Origin of the sequence: Leptospira kemamanensis (assembly GCF_004769665.1) — a bacterium.
Lineage (GTDB): Bacteria > Spirochaetota > Leptospiria > Leptospirales > Leptospiraceae > Leptospira_A > Leptospira_A kemamanensis.
Genome location: NZ_RQGG01000013.1, coordinates 1 through 15,206, shown reverse-complemented (window position 1 = coordinate 15,206; position 15,206 = coordinate 1). Strand labels below are relative to the sequence as shown.

The 15,206-nt window shown below is 38.0% G+C and carries 14 protein-coding genes; 9 read left to right on the top strand and 5 right to left on the bottom strand.

Features of this window, described 5'->3' with window-relative positions; genetic code table 11:
• Position 1 precedes the first annotated feature (1 nt).
• Genes EHQ59_RS04755 through EHQ59_RS04745 form a run of 3 tightly spaced genes read left to right on the top strand, consistent with a single transcriptional unit; the run spans position 2 to position 3,767 of the window.
• Positions 2–382, top strand: coding sequence for a YopX family protein (locus tag EHQ59_RS04755; protein WP_135618011.1), 381 nt, complete (start codon positions 2–4; stop codon positions 380–382).
• On the top strand, positions 379–1,860 hold the full coding sequence (locus EHQ59_RS04750) for a tetratricopeptide repeat protein (RefSeq protein WP_135618010.1): 1,482 nt from the start codon (positions 379–381) through the stop codon (positions 1,858–1,860). Before EHQ59_RS04755 ends, EHQ59_RS04750 begins: the two co-directional genes overlap by 4 nt.
• Positions 1,861–1,892: 32 nt before the next feature.
• Positions 1,893–3,767 carry an AMP-dependent synthetase/ligase gene (locus EHQ59_RS04745; protein WP_135618009.1) on the top strand — a complete coding sequence of 625 codons (1,875 nt, stop codon included), beginning with the start codon at positions 1,893–1,895 and terminating at the stop codon, positions 3,765–3,767.
• Here the strand turns inward: EHQ59_RS04745 and pepN are convergent.
• Together pepN and EHQ59_RS04735 are read right to left on the bottom strand one after the other, a co-directional pair.
• Positions 3,764–6,340: an aminopeptidase N gene (gene pepN, locus EHQ59_RS04740; protein ID WP_135618008.1), complete on the bottom strand. Its 2,577-nt coding sequence runs from the start codon at positions 6,338–6,340 to the stop codon at positions 3,764–3,766. The genes EHQ59_RS04745 and pepN overlap by 4 nt on opposite strands.
• A 41-nt stretch (positions 6,341–6,381) precedes the next feature.
• Complete coding sequence (locus EHQ59_RS04735) at positions 6,382–6,651, bottom strand: RNA recognition motif domain-containing protein (RefSeq protein WP_100728010.1); 270 nt, start codon at positions 6,649–6,651, stop codon at positions 6,382–6,384.
• 144 nt (positions 6,652–6,795) lie between these two features.
• Here EHQ59_RS04735 and EHQ59_RS04730 point away from each other — a divergent pair, with 144 nt between their 5' ends.
• Positions 6,796–8,466, top strand: coding sequence for an EAL domain-containing response regulator (locus EHQ59_RS04730; RefSeq protein ID WP_135618007.1), 1,671 nt, complete (start codon positions 6,796–6,798; stop codon positions 8,464–8,466).
• Between the two features lie 65 nt (positions 8,467–8,531).
• Positions 8,532–9,632: a hypothetical protein gene (locus EHQ59_RS04725; protein ID WP_135618006.1), complete on the top strand. Its 1,101-nt coding sequence runs from the start codon at positions 8,532–8,534 to the stop codon at positions 9,630–9,632.
• Between the two features lie 58 nt (positions 9,633–9,690).
• On the opposite strand, the gene EHQ59_RS04720 is transcribed toward EHQ59_RS04725, so the two are convergent.
• A complete protein-coding gene (locus EHQ59_RS04720; RefSeq protein WP_135618005.1) occupies positions 9,691–9,945 on the bottom strand; it encodes a hypothetical protein in 255 nt (84 codons plus the stop codon).
• Between the two features lie 132 nt (positions 9,946–10,077).
• Between EHQ59_RS04720 and EHQ59_RS04715 the strand changes: the two genes are divergently transcribed.
• Entirely contained in the window at positions 10,078–11,529 is a 1,452-nt protein-coding gene (locus EHQ59_RS04715) for an APC family permease (RefSeq protein WP_135618004.1), read from the top strand.
• A gap of 20 nt (positions 11,530–11,549) precedes the next feature.
• On the opposite strand, the gene EHQ59_RS04710 is transcribed toward EHQ59_RS04715, so the two are convergent.
• Complete coding sequence (locus EHQ59_RS04710) at positions 11,550–12,173, bottom strand: methyltransferase (protein ID WP_135618003.1); 624 nt, start codon at positions 12,171–12,173, stop codon at positions 11,550–11,552.
• Between the two features lie 30 nt (positions 12,174–12,203).
• Between EHQ59_RS04710 and EHQ59_RS04705 the strand changes: the two genes are divergently transcribed.
• Entirely contained in the window at positions 12,204–12,425 is a 222-nt protein-coding gene (locus EHQ59_RS04705; protein ID WP_135618002.1) for a hypothetical protein, read from the top strand.
• 28 nt (positions 12,426–12,453) lie between these two features.
• The gene (locus EHQ59_RS04700; protein WP_244245387.1) at positions 12,454–13,566 is read left to right on the top strand and encodes an NAD(P)-binding protein; all 1,113 of its coding nucleotides are present in this window, start codon (positions 12,454–12,456) and stop codon (positions 13,564–13,566) included.
• Here EHQ59_RS04700 and EHQ59_RS04695 read toward each other — a convergent pair.
• Complete coding sequence (locus tag EHQ59_RS04695) at positions 13,561–13,998, bottom strand: DUF1499 domain-containing protein (protein WP_135618001.1); 438 nt, start codon at positions 13,996–13,998, stop codon at positions 13,561–13,563. The two genes, EHQ59_RS04700 and EHQ59_RS04695, sit on opposite strands and share 6 nt — an antisense overlap.
• Positions 13,999–14,068: 70 nt before the next feature.
• On the opposite strand from EHQ59_RS04695, the gene EHQ59_RS04690 reads away from it, so the two are divergent.
• Positions 14,069–14,953: an alpha/beta hydrolase gene (locus EHQ59_RS04690; protein WP_135618000.1), complete on the top strand. Its 885-nt coding sequence runs from the start codon at positions 14,069–14,071 to the stop codon at positions 14,951–14,953.
• Positions 14,954–15,206 lie beyond the last annotated feature (253 nt).

Here is a 15,206-nt window from a genome sequence, read left to right as displayed (position 1 = left end):
TATGGCATTCACAATTCGTTTCCGAGTTTGGGACAAACAAGAAAAAGAATTTTCGCAAAAAGGTTTTAGTTTAACTTTAGATGGCAAACTTTTAAAGTTCGGCCAACCTATTTCAAATGAAGATAATTTCATAGTCAATAGTTTCACTGGTCTAAAAGATAAATATGACAAAGAACTATATGAAGAAGATATCATTGAACATACTGTTGCCAAAGGGGGAAACCTCACACAACATACAGGCATTATACGATATAACAATGAACATGGCGCTTTTTACTTAGAAAATGGTCCTCCTCTCTTACAATTGTTTTCCATTCGTAAAGTAGGTAATCCTTATGAAAATCCTATTCTTTATGATCTCTATTTGAAAAGTAAGTCTTGATTTTTTTCCGTTTTCTCACTTTTACATTTTTCTTACTTACAATTCCTCTGGAAGCAAGTTCCCTTCTAGAGGAATATTGGGAGGCCATTCAAAAGTCGAAAGACAAATATGAATTGGATGATTTCAGTCCGAAACGATTTCGATTTGGTTTTGATTCCAATGCCCCTGCTACCATTTATAAAGATTCCTTAAACCATGAAGTATTTTGGTTTTGCCAAAAATACATTGCAAAGTATCATACTAATTTTCCTTATCCTAGACTCAAAGAAGACATTAGGTCCCACCTAACCGATTTATATGGAGATTTATCTCAAAATTTTTTAAGTGGCAAACCTAGTTTTACCTGTTTTTCAGGATGGAAAAATGGAAGTGCCCTTTTGAAAATTCATTTTTTCTTAAATGAAAATGAATTTTTTCCATTTCGGTATGACCATTATAACCAAAATGGACAACTTTATCTCACCGAAGAAGATGAAACCAAAAACGGAAAAAAAGATAGTTTTACTTATTATACAAACTCAGGTTGCCCAAAAGAAATCACAAAAGACAAAAATGATTTCGGTGGAATCGATGAATGGTGGTATTTCCAAAATTGTAAACTGATACGAATTGAATATGACGCCAATGAAAATGGATTTAAAGAAAGAATTTGTTATTACGAAAACAATAAAGAAAATTATTGTGAAGGAGTAGGCGAAAAAGAAGAAAGAGAAGCCATCAAATTCGAATCCGAAGAACGATGGAAAGATGCATTAAAGTTTTATCGAAAGTCCCTTTTAGAATACAAAAAGGAAGTATCCAATGGAACCCTTCGCACATGTTCCTTATTAAAAAAAATTGCAAACATTGAATACAACGAAAAAGAATTTACTTCCTTTACCAAAACCTTAGATGAGTTTTTTTCCTACCGGGTTTGTGAATCCGATTCTTTGGATGTATTACTATACAAATCTTATTATTATTTATATGTCTTAAATGATTTCCAATCCGCAAAAGAAAGTTATAAAAAAACAGCAGAAATTTATCGAAAGGTACATGGAGAAATTAGCCCTGAAATTTCCTTAAATTTAGCATATGCCTACCTTATGGCCAAAGAACCTAAAGCTTGTTTAGCGAGTATGGAAAAACTCAATTACAAACGATTAATGCCCTATGCACGGTTTTTTCTGTTTTATTATAGAGGGTCTTGTGAATTGAGTTTGGGTAATTTTGAAGACTCCTATACCAATTTGAAACGAGCGCAATTGGTTGGTGGGGAAAAAATGTTTTTACCAATTGTGTATTATAAATTGGCAAGAGCCTCTTATGCTACCAAACGAGAAAATGAAGGAAAACTCTGGGCCGAACAAGCCCTCTTCATCGATTTAGAGCTGTTCCAAAAAATAGAAACAGACCCCCTCTTTCTCCCTTTTTTAGAAACCCAATCGGGGAAATCCTACAAATCAAAATATTACTTGAATAAAGTACGCAAACCATGAGAGTTTAGCTCCTACGGAGACAGACTCGATTCATGAAAAATTTTACGACCCTGAATGATGTATTTTATTATGCCAAAAGAACCTATGGTTCTAAGGAGATGTTCTTTGCAAAAGACAGTAACAAAAATTTCAAAGGACGCACCTTTTCTGACATCTTTCAAGAAGCTGAAAATTTAGCCCTATCCCTTTTGCAATTGGGACTTCAACCTGGTGACCGCATTGGTCTTATGGCAGACAACCGCACGGAATGGGCGATTGCCGATATTGCTACTTTGTTAAACGGGGCAGTCAATGTTCCAAGAGGTTCCGATTCCACTGCCCAAGAAATTGAATATATCCTCTCACACTCAGAGAGTAAGTATTGTTTTGTAGAACATGAAAAGCTGTATGATAGCTTAAAACCTATTTTTTCCAATACAAAAGTAGAAAAAGTAATCATCTTAGATCCAAACTTTCAATCCAAAGATCCTATGGTTGTGAATTTATCCACCTTGGTAAAAGAAGGAGAAATACTTCGTAAAAACTTACCTTCCTTGGAACTTCGATCCAAACAAGTGAAACCAGATGATCTTTTTACAATCATTTATACTTCAGGAACAACAGGAATGCCAAAAGGTGTCATGTTGACCCATCAAAATATGGTGTACAATGTAGTAAAGGTGCCACCAAGAGTGGGTCTCAAATCTTCTGATCGCACTTTGTCGATCCTTCCTGTTTGGCATATCTTTGAACGAGCCATCGATTATGCGATCATTGCAGAAGGTGCATCCATCGCTTATACCAATATCCGAGACCTTCGAGATGATTTCCAAAAAATCAAACCCAGTTTTATGGCGTCTGCTCCAAGACTTTGGGAAAACTTATACCTTGGCATCAAACAAAAGTTAGAAAAAGCTCCTGAAAACAAAAAGAAACTTTTTGATTTTGCTTATGACATTTGCAAAAAATTCAAAGATGGTCAGGATTATTTAGCAGGAAATAAACTTCTGACAAAAGAAGAATCCCCTTTCGAACGAATGAAAAACACAACTGTTTCCATTGGTTATGTTTTGAATTTATTTTTATTGGCAAAAATTTTAGACGGACTTGTGTTTTCTAAAATCAGAGATGTGTTAGGTGGTCAGTTAACGGGAACCATTTCAGGTGGAGGTGCATTACCTTCTCACGTAGATGAATTTTTTAATGTGATCGGCATTCCTGTTTATGAAGGATATGGAATGACAGAATGTGCTCCGATCATTTCGGTTCGTTCTGTGGGACATGTGGTACAAGGATCCGTTGGAAAATGGCCAGATGGCACTGCAGTCGAAATTGTAAATGAACAAGGGGAATCTGTTCCGAAAGGAAAAATGGGAGTCATCCACATCAAAGGCCCTCAAGTGATGAAAGGTTATTATAAGAACGAAGAAGCCACAAAAAAAGCCATTGTGGATGGTTGGATGAATACGGGAGATCTTGGATTTATCTCCTTTAACGATACATTATCTGTCCGTGGTCGAGTCAAAGACACCATCGTTCTCCTTGGGGGAGAAAATGTGGAACCAGTTCCAATCGAAAACCTACTCCTCGAAAACGCGATGATCAACCAAGTGATTGTCGTCGGGCAAGACCAAAAGTCATTAACGGCTCTGATTTGGCCTGATAAAGATCGGATGAAAGAGGCCGGTTTACAATGGAAAGACGGTGAGGATTTGAACCAAAACAAAGAGGTGAGACAATACTACCAAAACATTGTGAAAAAACAAATTTCTTCCGAAAACGGTTTCAAATCCTTTGAAAAACTTTCAGACTTCCGATTTTTACCGAAAGCCATGGAAGTTGGTGATGAACTCACCAACCTTTTCAAAATGAAACGAAATATCATCCATGACAAATACATAGATTTGATCAAATCTATGTACAGCTAAAGTGATTGGATGATTTTTCCCACAACTTCCCCTAAATCTTTTGAAATTTGGGGGAGGTTTTGAATCTCTTCTAACTCACGTTTGGCGATTTTTGGCAAATTCCCTTTTTGTTTTGACGCTTGTGAAAACAGTTTAGCAAGACCTGCTGCAATTTGTGGGTTGATCCCATTCAACTGTTTGATTCTTTCTGCGATGAGTTTGTATCCAGAACCAGTTTCTTCATGAAAGGAAAGTGGATTTCTCGCAAAACTAAAATACAAAGACCGAACTTTATTGGGATTTTTCTGAGTGAATTTTGGATTTGATTCTAACTCTTCCACGACAGAACGTTTATTAACACCAAAAGCAACTTGGGCGGCAAACCAAACATCTAAAACCAAGGCATCGTGTTTCCAACGATCATAAAAATTCGAAATGGCTGTTTCTTTTTCGGCTGAATCTACTTCAATTAAGTAACGAAGTGGAGAAATTTCTTCACTCATATGTTTGGCTTCTCTTTGTTGCGTCACAGCAAGATGTTCAAACCCACGACTTGGATCGTGTAACAAGTAATAGAGTGCCACATTTTTTAATCTACGTTTTCCAATTTCTTCTTTGGTTTGAGTGGGAATTGTTTTCCGATTTTCCTCATACAAAAATTGAAATTCCTTGGTAAAGGTTTGAGATATGGTTCTCAATGCATGATTTCTCATTTGGTTTAATTTGACAAAATCAAATGATTGTAAATGTTCACTGATTTGACCCAAGCTAGGAAAGGTAAGATAAAAACTAAAATAGGTTTTGTCCCAAGGTTTTTGAAAACTAGATTTAAGAACTTCCAAAATCTCATGTAAACTCACCGTATCTCCTTCTAACAAAGTTTCAGCAAACCAAGAGAAAATTAAGTTTTGAAACGCGAAAAATCGAGACACCCCATCTGGTTCGTTTTCCGCAAGGATTCGGATTTCTTCTTTGGAAAGGAAATTATCGACTAACACAGGACTTGAGAGAGAACGAAAGAGAGATAAAATTGGTTTTTCTCCTTCGCTACTTGCCGGGATTCGAAGGATGTCTTTTGGTCCTTCTTGGATTCGTTTCTCCTCTACTAAGAGTTTGCCATTGGGATCAAAGGCCGCAAAGGAATTCACATACACAAGTGGATATTCCCCTGGATTTGGATCCGTGATCGTAAACTCCCATTCGTTTTCCTTGGAATCAAATCTCTCTTCGATTTGAATTTTGGGAGTTCCTTTTCTGTGATACCAATTGCGTAAGAGTGGGATCGGTTTTCCATACGCTTCTTCCATAGAAGAAACAAATTCCTCAAAGGTGACTCCTTGTCCGTCGTAACGAGTTAAATACAATTGTAATCCTTTTTTGAATGACTCTCGTCCCAATATCTCGGACACCAAACGGATCACTTCGGCTCCCTTTTCATACACCGTCACAGTGTAAAAATTATTCATCTCGGTATATGATTTAGGAAGGATGGGGTGAGACATTGGGCCTTGGTCTTCTGGAAATTGGTATTCTTTCAAAAACAGAATGTCTTTGATCCGTTTGACATGGGGATCTGTCATATCTTCCGTAAACCACTGGTCCCGAAATACAGTCAGACCTTCTTTTAAAGTTAAATTGAACCAATTGCGTAAAGTGACTCGGTTCCCTGTATAATTGTGAAAGTATTCATGCCCAATCACAGCCATAATGGATTCAAAGGTCTCATCGGTAGCCGATTTTTTGTCAGCTAATACGAGTTTCGCGTTAAATAAATTTAATCCTTTATTCTCCATCGCTCCCATATTAAAATCTTCCACAGCCACAATCATAAAAAGATCTAAATCGTATTCGAGGCCAAAGGTATCTTCGTCCCACTTCATGGCCTTCTTTAGGGAATCAAAAGCAAACCCAACTTTCTCCTCATTCCCCTTTTCCACAAAGATCTTAAGCGTGACATTTCGACCTGATTGAGTGAGAAACTGATCTTTTGTTTCCACAAGTTCCCCTGCCACGAGAGCAAAGAGATAACTTGGTTTTGGATAAGGATCTTCCCAGACCACTTCCTTTTTTCCTTCTACGGGAACTGTTTCTCTGATTAGATTTCCATTGGATAACATCACTGGGAAGTAAGTCGGATCACCCGATATGGTAACAGTAAAACGCATCATATTGTCTGGGCGATCAACCGAGTAGACGATTTTACGAAACCCTTCGGGTTCATTTTGAGTGCAAAGCATCGAACCAGATTTGTACAATCCTTCTAAGGAGGTATTTTCATCTGGGCAAATTCGGTTTTCGATGGTGAGTTGGAAATGTTCTCCGGGAGGTTGTAAAATCTCTAAACCCAAATCGGTGATTTTGTATTCATTGGGATTCGCTACAGCTCCATTCAAACGCAGGGACAAAAATTCTAATTTTTCCCCATGCAAAAACATAGGACCAAGCAATTTGCCATTTAATTGTACATCGTAATCCGCTCTGACAACTGTGAGGTGGGGATCTAAATCAAACCGTAAATGAACCTTTGGTGTAAGCCAAAGGTTTGGTGAATAATCTTCTATTGTATGAACAGGAGATGGAGAGGATGAAGTCATCCTCCTTCTTTATGGGGTGTGGATGGAAAGAAAAGAGAATTTTAGTTCTGTTTTTCTTTTCTTTTGTCTTCTGCAAACGTCACTTTGAGATTCCTTCCGTCAACGGGTTGGCCATTCATTTGGGCCACTGCTTCTTCCGCTTCACTCGGATTGGCATACGTGATAAAAGCAAAACCTCTAAAATTGCCCGTTTCTCGATCGTGAATCATTTTCAAATCTTGGATCACTCCATATACTGAAAAAATTTGACGGATATTTTCTTCCTTTAGGGAAAATTTCAAATTCCCTACGTAAATTTTATTTGAAACCATTCCTGTCCTCTTAAAAAGAAATGCATGTACCAAAGTCTTTGGAACGGCTAAATTAGAACGAAATGGTAGAAATTGTCAACAGTAAATATTTCTTGCATATTCTCTACCTTCCGATTCATTTGAGAAACTTTTCCAGGTACCCCTTTGAACGAAAAACCATACATACTTTGCATCGATGATGAATTCTTTATCCTTTGGAACTTGAAGGAACAATTGAAAAAAGTTTTTGGTTCCAGCTTCACCATCGAAACCGCAGAAAGTGCGGAATCCGCCAAGGAAATCATGAAAGAAATTGAATCCGTGGGAGCAGACCTTGCGGTTGTCATCTGTGACCATGTCATGCCAGGGCAAAAAGGGGATGAATTTCTGATCGAAATGCAAAAAACCCACCCTCGCACCAAAAAGATCATGTTAACGGGGCAAGCCCCCGCTCAGGCAATCGGAAATGCTCTGAACCACGGTTGTCTCTACCGTTACCTCTCCAAACCTTGGGACGCCCATGATTTGGAACTCACCATCAAACAAGCCATCGACGCCTATTTCCAAGAAAAATCTCTGGAAGAAAAAAACAAAGAATTAGCGGATTCCCTATACTTTCACCGTGATACCAAATTTCCCAATTTTGAATCACTTGTAAAAGAATTAAAAAACAATAATCAATCCAAAATTACACAATCCCTTTTGCTCATAAAAATCATCAACTTCCCTACCATCATCAAAACCTTTGGGATCGAAGTGTATCGGAAGATCCTTCATAAGTTTTTACAACTTCTCACCGTACATTTGCAAAACGAACACAAAGTCTTTCATTTGTATTCCGATGAGATTGGAATTTTATCCAACCTTTCAGAACCAATGTTAGTCGATCTACTTCGCAGTTTTCGGATGATGTTAAAGTCAGATGAATTCTTTTTAGATGGAGTGGGATTCCAATTGGATTGCCGGTATGCTTCCGCTTCTGGCCAAGAGGATTGTTATTACAAAGCAAAACTTGCCCTCTTCCAAGCGGAATTACAAAACTCTACAGACTTTGTTTCCTACTCAGAAGATTTATCAACCGATCATCATTTACAGAATTTTCAACTCAGTCAAAAAATCCATACAGCGATTACCAATAAACAAATTGTTCCGTTCTACCAAGGGATCTTAAATAACCAAACCAAAGAGATTCATAAATTTGAATGTTTAGCGCGAATCAAAGACAGAGATACCATCTTAACTCCCGACATATTTTTAAAATTAGCGAAAGTAACGGGAAGCATTCGGATGATCGGCTTACAGATGATTGATGAAAGCATGCAATACTTTTCCAATTTTCCCTATGACTTTTCCATCAACCTGACAGAGTCGGAATTAGAATATAAAAGTTTCAGCAAATGGGTGGAGTCTAGGCTTTCCCAATACAAAATTGAACCCAAACGTGTTACCTTTGAAATTTTGGAAGACATTAGTTTTTCCGAACACAAACATAGTTTGTCCACTATCAAAGATCTAAAAGCGATTGGATGTCAAATTGCGATCGATGATTTTGGAGTTCAATATTCCAATTTAGCAAGATTACTCGAATTCAATCCAGATTACTTAAAAATCGATGGAAAGTTTATCAAAAATCTACCAGAAAACAAAACCGCTTACCTACTCGTCCAAGGGATTGTTGAACTAGCACGAGGCATAGGTGCCAAAGTGGTGGCAGAATTTGTGGATCGACCCGCCATACAAGACTTAGTGGAATCACTTGGTATTGAATTCTCCCAAGGATTTTTGTTTATGAAACCTTCTGCAACCATTCCGGAAGCATCCAGTTTGAAATTATAACAAGTAAACATACAAACAACAATTGATCAGTTTTAGTATGAAATTCAGAAGAAAAAGGTTTGGTGATGGAAAAAAAATTACAATGGTCTGATCATAAATCGGTGAATCTCAAAACGGTCAGATGGTTTCTCATCATCTTTGAAATTTTATCTTTAGCAATTGTGGCTTTTTCCTTTTCGTTTATGGAATTCACAGAAGAAAACATGATGAGCTTTGTGATCATTGCCTCGTTTTTGGTAGCATTTTTTGCTCTTCCTTATGTATTACTGGCGATCACATCGAAACCAGAAGAAACGGTTTTTGATTTAGAAACAAAAACCATCCATTGGTTTTCCAAAAAAAAAGAAGTTCGCACCCTTCCCTTCCAAAATTTAAAACGGATTTCCTATTCTGATTATTCTTATACCGTTAAAACAAAAAACGGAACAAGGACGGTAACGGTATATACCGTCATGGGTCACACTGATGCAGAAAATATCCAACTCATTGAAAGTACAAATTTTTCCAAATTACGTTTTGATGGAGAGCTGATTTGTAAACAATTAGAGATTCCTTTGCAAACAACCGATGGACTTCTCATCCAACCAAAAGAATTGGATTTACCCATACACAAACGAAAATTGCCTACAAATATTTTAGAAGCAAACATCCAGTTTTCACCTAACTCAGATGTATCGATATTAAAAACAAATGATGGAATTTCACTGGTTTCTAAGTATAAGTCAAAAGTGATTTTATTTGTTTCTATCTTTTTAGGTTTGGCTTTTACTCTTTTGATCCATTTTGCCTTTGGAGATATTTTCGAAATTTCCGTTGCTTATTGGGAAACCTTACCTCCGACGATAGGCCAACTCTCATTTTTCCTACTTTCCCTCTTTCTTGGATTGATTCCTGTTTTCCATGTCTTTTACCAACAAAACAAGAGAAGGGAAATCACGATCACAAAAACATCTCTTCTTTGGAATGGAAAAGAATATCCATTTGCCAATTGGGAAGATTTAATCCAAATCGGGAACCAACTCTGTTTGGTGAATGACGAGAAAATGGAATCGTTTTCTTTGTTTTTTTTCTGCGATTTAAGTGACGTCACCAATGTGAAACATTGGATCTTAAAAACTATTTTTGAAGAGTCAGGTGGGGATTTAGATTTCGCTCGTTTTGAATGAAGGGCAAACACCAACCATGTTACAAATGGTCATGGTTGGTATGGAAAGATTCTTTCGATTATTGTCCAGGAAGTGCTGTTGGATCTTTTTTCTTTTTGTCCTTTGACATCATACTTTTCAGTTTTTCTTGAGTCTCTGGATCTTGGAGTTTTTCTTTCCCCATTTTGATTGCCTTTTGGCCTTCTTCTGAACTTGCCTTTTCAATTAACTTATCCATAAGACCTGGTTCCTCTGCGTTGCGTTCTGTTGATTCAGAACTTGCGCAAGAGAAAAAGAATAGAACTGCGATTGCTAACAAAATACTTTTTTTCATCAATGTTTCCCGTAAGGTAAGTATACTAGGGAATCAATTTCCTTCGTCAATGGAAAAACAAAATCGTTTGTAGAAAAGAACCCTATTCTTAAAAAAGGAGCGAAAGAACCTAAATTAGGAACAGGTATTGGAATGGACCAAAAAGCCCTAGACCATGACGCAGAACAACTAAAGAGCCTTGGACTTAAATCGGAATTTGATCGGAGTATGAGTTTTTGGGAAAATTTTTCCCTAGGTTTTACTTACCTTTCCCCTGTGGTAGGCGTGTATTCTGTTTTTGCTTTGGCCATCCAGGCGGGTGGTCCCCCCATGATTTGGAATTATTTTTTAGTAGGTCTTGGCCAATTTCTAGTTTGCCTTGTGTTTGGAGAAGTGGTATCTCAATACCCGATTTCTGGAGGAATTTATCCTTGGTCTCTTCGGTTAGTCGGAGAACGTTTTGCTTGGATGTCTGCTTGGGTCTATGCATGGGCACTCTTTACGTCTGTCGCAGCAGTTGCTGTGGGGGGAGCTCCCTTTTTAAACAACTTACTCGGTGTGGAACTTGGGAATACCGGTTTTATCTGGATTGCCATTGGGATGATTCTCATCTCCACCTTACTGAACTTAAGCGGAACCAAGTTACTCGCACAAATTGCTTTTTTTGGTTTTGCTTGTGAGTTAGTGGGTGCCATCCTTGTTGGAGGATACCTTTTACTCTTTGCCAAGGTAAATTCCATATCCATCTTATGGGATACGTTTTCGTTTGGGGACGGAATGAGTTATTTCCCTGCTTTCCTAGCTTCTTCTGTTGCTGCCATGTTTTGTTATTATGGATTTGAAGCTTGTGGAGATGTGGCAGAAGAAACACCAAATGCAAGTTCTGCGATACCAAAATCGATGCGAATGACCATTTATATAGGTGGTGGTGCGGCAATATTTATCTGTTTAGCACTTCTTTTATCGTTACCGAATGTAGAAAAAGCAATTTCGGGAGAAGATGCAGATCCTGTCACAACGACACTCACAACGGCAATGGGAGTTACTGGATACCGAATGGTGATTGTCATTGTGATGATTTCTTTTTTGTCTTGTTTACTTAGTTTACAAGCTGCTGCCAGTCGTTTACTTTTTTCTTTCGCCCGTGATGGAATGATTTTTGGTAGCCAATACTTAAACCACCTCTCTAAAAAAGGGAAGGTACCCACAAAAGCACTTCTAGTCACAGGGATTATACCAATCGTCATCACAAGTATTGGACATTGGTTACAAGATACTGTAACAACCATTATCAGTTTTGCTTCTTGTGGAATCTATGTTGCTTTTCAAATGGTTGTTTTTGGAGCAATGTTTGCGAGGTTACGAGGTTGGAAACCACAAGGTTCGTTTACATTGGGACGATTTGGTTTCTTCATCAATGTATTGGCCTTAGTGTATGGAATTGCCGCTGTATCCAACATGGTATGGCCTAGAGCACCAGAAGAACCTTGGTTTATCAACTATGGAATGATCTTCACATCCATTGTTGTCATCTCCACTGGACTTTTTTACCTCCTCATTGCGAAACCTCACTTACGTAAAAAATATGCCAAGGTGATCCACTAAGGAAAACAGGAAGGGAATCATTAGACTCTTTCCCAAACCATCCATTCACCTAAGTCGTCATTTTCTTTTCGAATGACAATATAACCAGGAAGGACCGAACCACCAAAACCGTGATAGGTGATGAGTTTGGTTCCTTTGGGACAAAGATATAGATGATTTTTTAAAGTTTGGATATTCTGAAGAAAGAGTTTTGCCGATTTTACTTTTGTATCATCTATAGAATGAGACCCTTTCATCGTTTCATAAAGAGGGTTAAAACAATAATAATGAGAATGTCCATAGGGAAATGAAGTCAGAAAATTTGTTTTCTGAAAGCAAACTGACTTTCTTTTCCATTTCATTTGAAGTGAAGTCGCCATTTGTAAGAGTTCTTCCCGATCTTCGCAACCATAAATCGGAAATTGATCCTCTGCCAAAAAAGACAAAACAATACAGAATTTCCCAAGACCAGAACCCAAATCCATAATGGATCTGACCTCTTTGCCTTTTAAAAATTCCCAAGTTCGTTTGACTATGAAGACTGGTGTCCACTGGTAAGGTGATAATTTTTGTAGTGAGAAAGGTAATTCAGAGTCAAATAACAAATCTGTCATTGGTTTCCCTACGATATCTTTCTCATCTTTCATAAAAATTTGGTTTCTCATTTCTACCAAGTTGTGTTACAAATTTCTCCCATGGACCAAAAAATACAGTACTTAAACCAAATGATCGAAATCATTGATAGCAAAGTCTCTATCTTTAAAAAAAATAAGTCCAAACTCCCACAAGCGGCATACCTTGCTGAAAAACAAGTTCTCACACGCACCATCCAAGATACCATCCAATTGGCTGAGGAAATCAAACCAGTTCCTTTTTCTCTCATCAATGATTTAAAAACTCTGATCAAACAATTATAAAACTTTGACGGAGCCCGTCTAATCTTCCGTGAAGACCCGTCATTTTCCATCGGAACCTAACTCTCTTGTTGTAGGCTCGGGCCTTACCGGTGCTGCCATTGCCATGATGAAACCCGAGGTGGTTCTCCTTGACAAGGCACGAAAACCAGGCGGAAGAGTTTCCACCAAAGTCAGCCAAGTTTCAGGAGCTCGCTTTGATATTGGGGCTACAATGTTTTGCGACCAAATGGAAGTGAATTGGATGGGAAAAGTTTCTTCCTACAATTTGTTTGAAATTTGGAAAACCTGTGGAGTGAAAATCGATACAAAACCGATCTACGATCTTCACCACCACTATCCAACTTTGGGTATGGAATCGATCGTTGGTTCCATGTTAGTAGATAAAACCTACAAACAGAGTATGACTCTCAAGTCCCTATCGCAAACGAACGAGAACGAATGGTCACTTAACTTCCATTCCCATTTAGAAAACCAATCGACAGAGATGGTAACAAACAAAGTGTTTCTCACCCTTCCCATTCCTCAAATCGTTAGTATTTTTGAATCTTCAGATATAGAACCAAAATTAGATCGTTGGATCAAATTTTTACAACCTTATAACGAATACAGAAAAACACTTGTTAGTTTCTTATCTTGGAAGGATTGGAAACCAAATTTTGAATCGTTTGGCCTAAAGCCCGAAGAACCCATTCCAGTCTCGACGATTCTAGATCGTGGTGAAGATTGGGAATACCAAAGTTGGGAGTCAATCAAATACCCTATGGACTTAACCAAGGGAGATGGTTCGAGTTTACTCGTTCAGTTCTCTTCCTTGTTTTCGGAAACTCATTTTGATCCCTGGATGGACGCAGAGAAAAAACCAAACTCGTTTTACCAAGAGATGTTAATTCAGGGAGTCAATGAAAAATGGTCCGCACCACCTCCAGACGAGATATGGAATCACCGATGGAAATTTGCGCAAACCCAAATGCCCCTCCTTGGTCGGGAGGGCGCCTTACAACTTGACAAGGAAGAATTTGCTGAATGGAAATCGCTTTGTCAAGAAACAGGAATTACCATTCTCGGAGATTGGCTTTTCGGTTCTAAATTAGAAAGGATCGTAGGTGGAGTTTACTTTTTAGCTCACAACGATCTTTTATGATTCTTCTTTTGCGAGGATTTCACGAAATGTATTCACTCGCCTTCGATTCGCAAACACATCCCAAAGTCCCAGGATCGATTGTGATCTCACTTGCACTTCGTTTTTCCCTTCTGGAAAGTATACTTCAACTCTATCTGGAAAACGAAACACTTTGGTAAAAAAAATAATCCGTAAGTATTCCCCTTCCTTCTCTTCGCTAATGTATATATTTTCTGATTGGTGGAAGTATTCCGAGATACGGCGATAGGCAACTTCTTTGGAAGTGGAATAAGAAATTGGATCCACTTTATGAACAAAATTGTATTTCATACTTTGGCTGGAAACACAGTTAGGTGATGGTGGACATCCTCGTAATTCCCCATCATCTACCCCTGAAAAGGGACTTAAAACACTCATACAACAGATAAAAAATACACCTAAGGCTGCTTCCATACATCCATCAAACAAATAGATTCATTTTTTTACTTGCAGTTTTTATTTAACAAGTTAGATTCCTAATCTCATGAAACGAACATTCCAGCTTTTATCATACATTTTGCTTTTTAGTATCATCCTACTTTTTGGCATTGCTTATTATTTTTCAGGATTAGTTCTTTATCCGAAAGTTCACTGTAACCCTGACCACCATGTCTTTTGCAAGGGACCTAGTGAGTTGGGTTTAGATTATGAAGAAGTGACCATCCCAACCGAAGACAAATTGAACCTTGTTAGTTACTGGATTCCCGCCAAACAATCCAAAGGTACAATTCTCATGGTGCATGGACATGGAGGGCAAAGAAATGAAGGTCTTCGTTTTTCAAAAAGCCTTCACGAAGAAGGATACAATCTTTTACTCTTAAGCCTTCGCAGAAACCATGGTGGTTTTGCTACGATGGGAGGACTGGAACAAAAAGATGTAACGGCTGCTCTACAATTTTTAAAAACCAAAGGGGAAACCAAAATTGGGATCTTTGGATTTTCGATGGGTTCTGCCACAAGTATCATTGCCATGGCAAACCATCCCGAAATCAAAGTTGGTCTCTTTAGCAGTGGTTATGTGAGTGCAATGGATGTTCTTATAGAATCGGCCAAACGAGATTTTGGAATTCCGTATTACCCACTCATTCCTGTTGTGAAATGGGTTTTGGACTTCCGTAGTGGAATTGATATGAATTCCGTTCGACCAATTGAGGTCATTGCGAACATCCATCCTAGACCGATTGCGATCTATCATTGCAAACGAGATGATTATGTGGACTACCATCATGCAGAAGATTTATTTGCGAAAGCGAAAGAACCAAAAAGTTTATGGGCACCGGACTGTGATCGCCACGAACGGATTTGGAATTTCGATCCGAAGGAAGCGGAGAAAAGAACAGTAGGGTTTTTTAAAATGTATTTGAAGTGAGGGAGATAGGAAATGTTGTTAGCCTAATTTTAAAACATGAAATTTGGCTAAGACAATATTGTTTCATGACAAACTTCTAAACAAAGCAGTTTCAAAAACTTAGATTTTCAATATTTTTTCGATAAAATCATTAAGCAAATCTTCTTTTAGTTTGATTTAAGTGAAATTCATTATAAATAGCGGATTCAACAATTAAGTGCAACGATTTAATTGGCACACCAAAAGACTTCGTTTGGAGTTTTGAATCCTAGAG

Bases quoted from the DNA above. Each gene is read 5' to 3' on its own strand.
- EHQ59_RS04755 (WP_135618011.1), top strand. From the start codon at position 2: ATGGCATTCACAATTCGTTTCCGAGTTTGGGACAAACAAGAAAAAGAA.
- EHQ59_RS04745 (WP_135618009.1), top strand. From the start codon at position 1,893: ATGAAAAATTTTACGACCCTGAATGATGTATTTTATTATGCCAAAAGA.
- pepN (WP_135618008.1), bottom strand. From the start codon at position 6,340: ATGACTTCATCCTCTCCATCTCCTGTTCATACAATAGAAGATTATTCA.
- EHQ59_RS04735 (WP_100728010.1), bottom strand. From the start codon at position 6,651: ATGGTTTCAAATAAAATTTACGTAGGGAATTTGAAATTTTCCCTAAAG.
- EHQ59_RS04725 (WP_135618006.1), top strand. From the start codon at position 8,532: ATGGAAAAAAAATTACAATGGTCTGATCATAAATCGGTGAATCTCAAA.
- EHQ59_RS04720 (WP_135618005.1), bottom strand. From the start codon at position 9,945: ATGAAAAAAAGTATTTTGTTAGCAATCGCAGTTCTATTCTTTTTCTCT.
- EHQ59_RS04715 (WP_135618004.1), top strand. From the start codon at position 10,078: ATGGACCAAAAAGCCCTAGACCATGACGCAGAACAACTAAAGAGCCTT.
- EHQ59_RS04710 (WP_135618003.1), bottom strand. From the start codon at position 12,173: ATGAGAAACCAAATTTTTATGAAAGATGAGAAAGATATCGTAGGGAAA.
- EHQ59_RS04705 (WP_135618002.1), top strand. From the start codon at position 12,204: ATGGACCAAAAAATACAGTACTTAAACCAAATGATCGAAATCATTGAT.
- EHQ59_RS04695 (WP_135618001.1), bottom strand. From the start codon at position 13,998: ATGGAAGCAGCCTTAGGTGTATTTTTTATCTGTTGTATGAGTGTTTTA.
- EHQ59_RS04690 (WP_135618000.1), top strand. From the start codon at position 14,069: ATGAAACGAACATTCCAGCTTTTATCATACATTTTGCTTTTTAGTATC.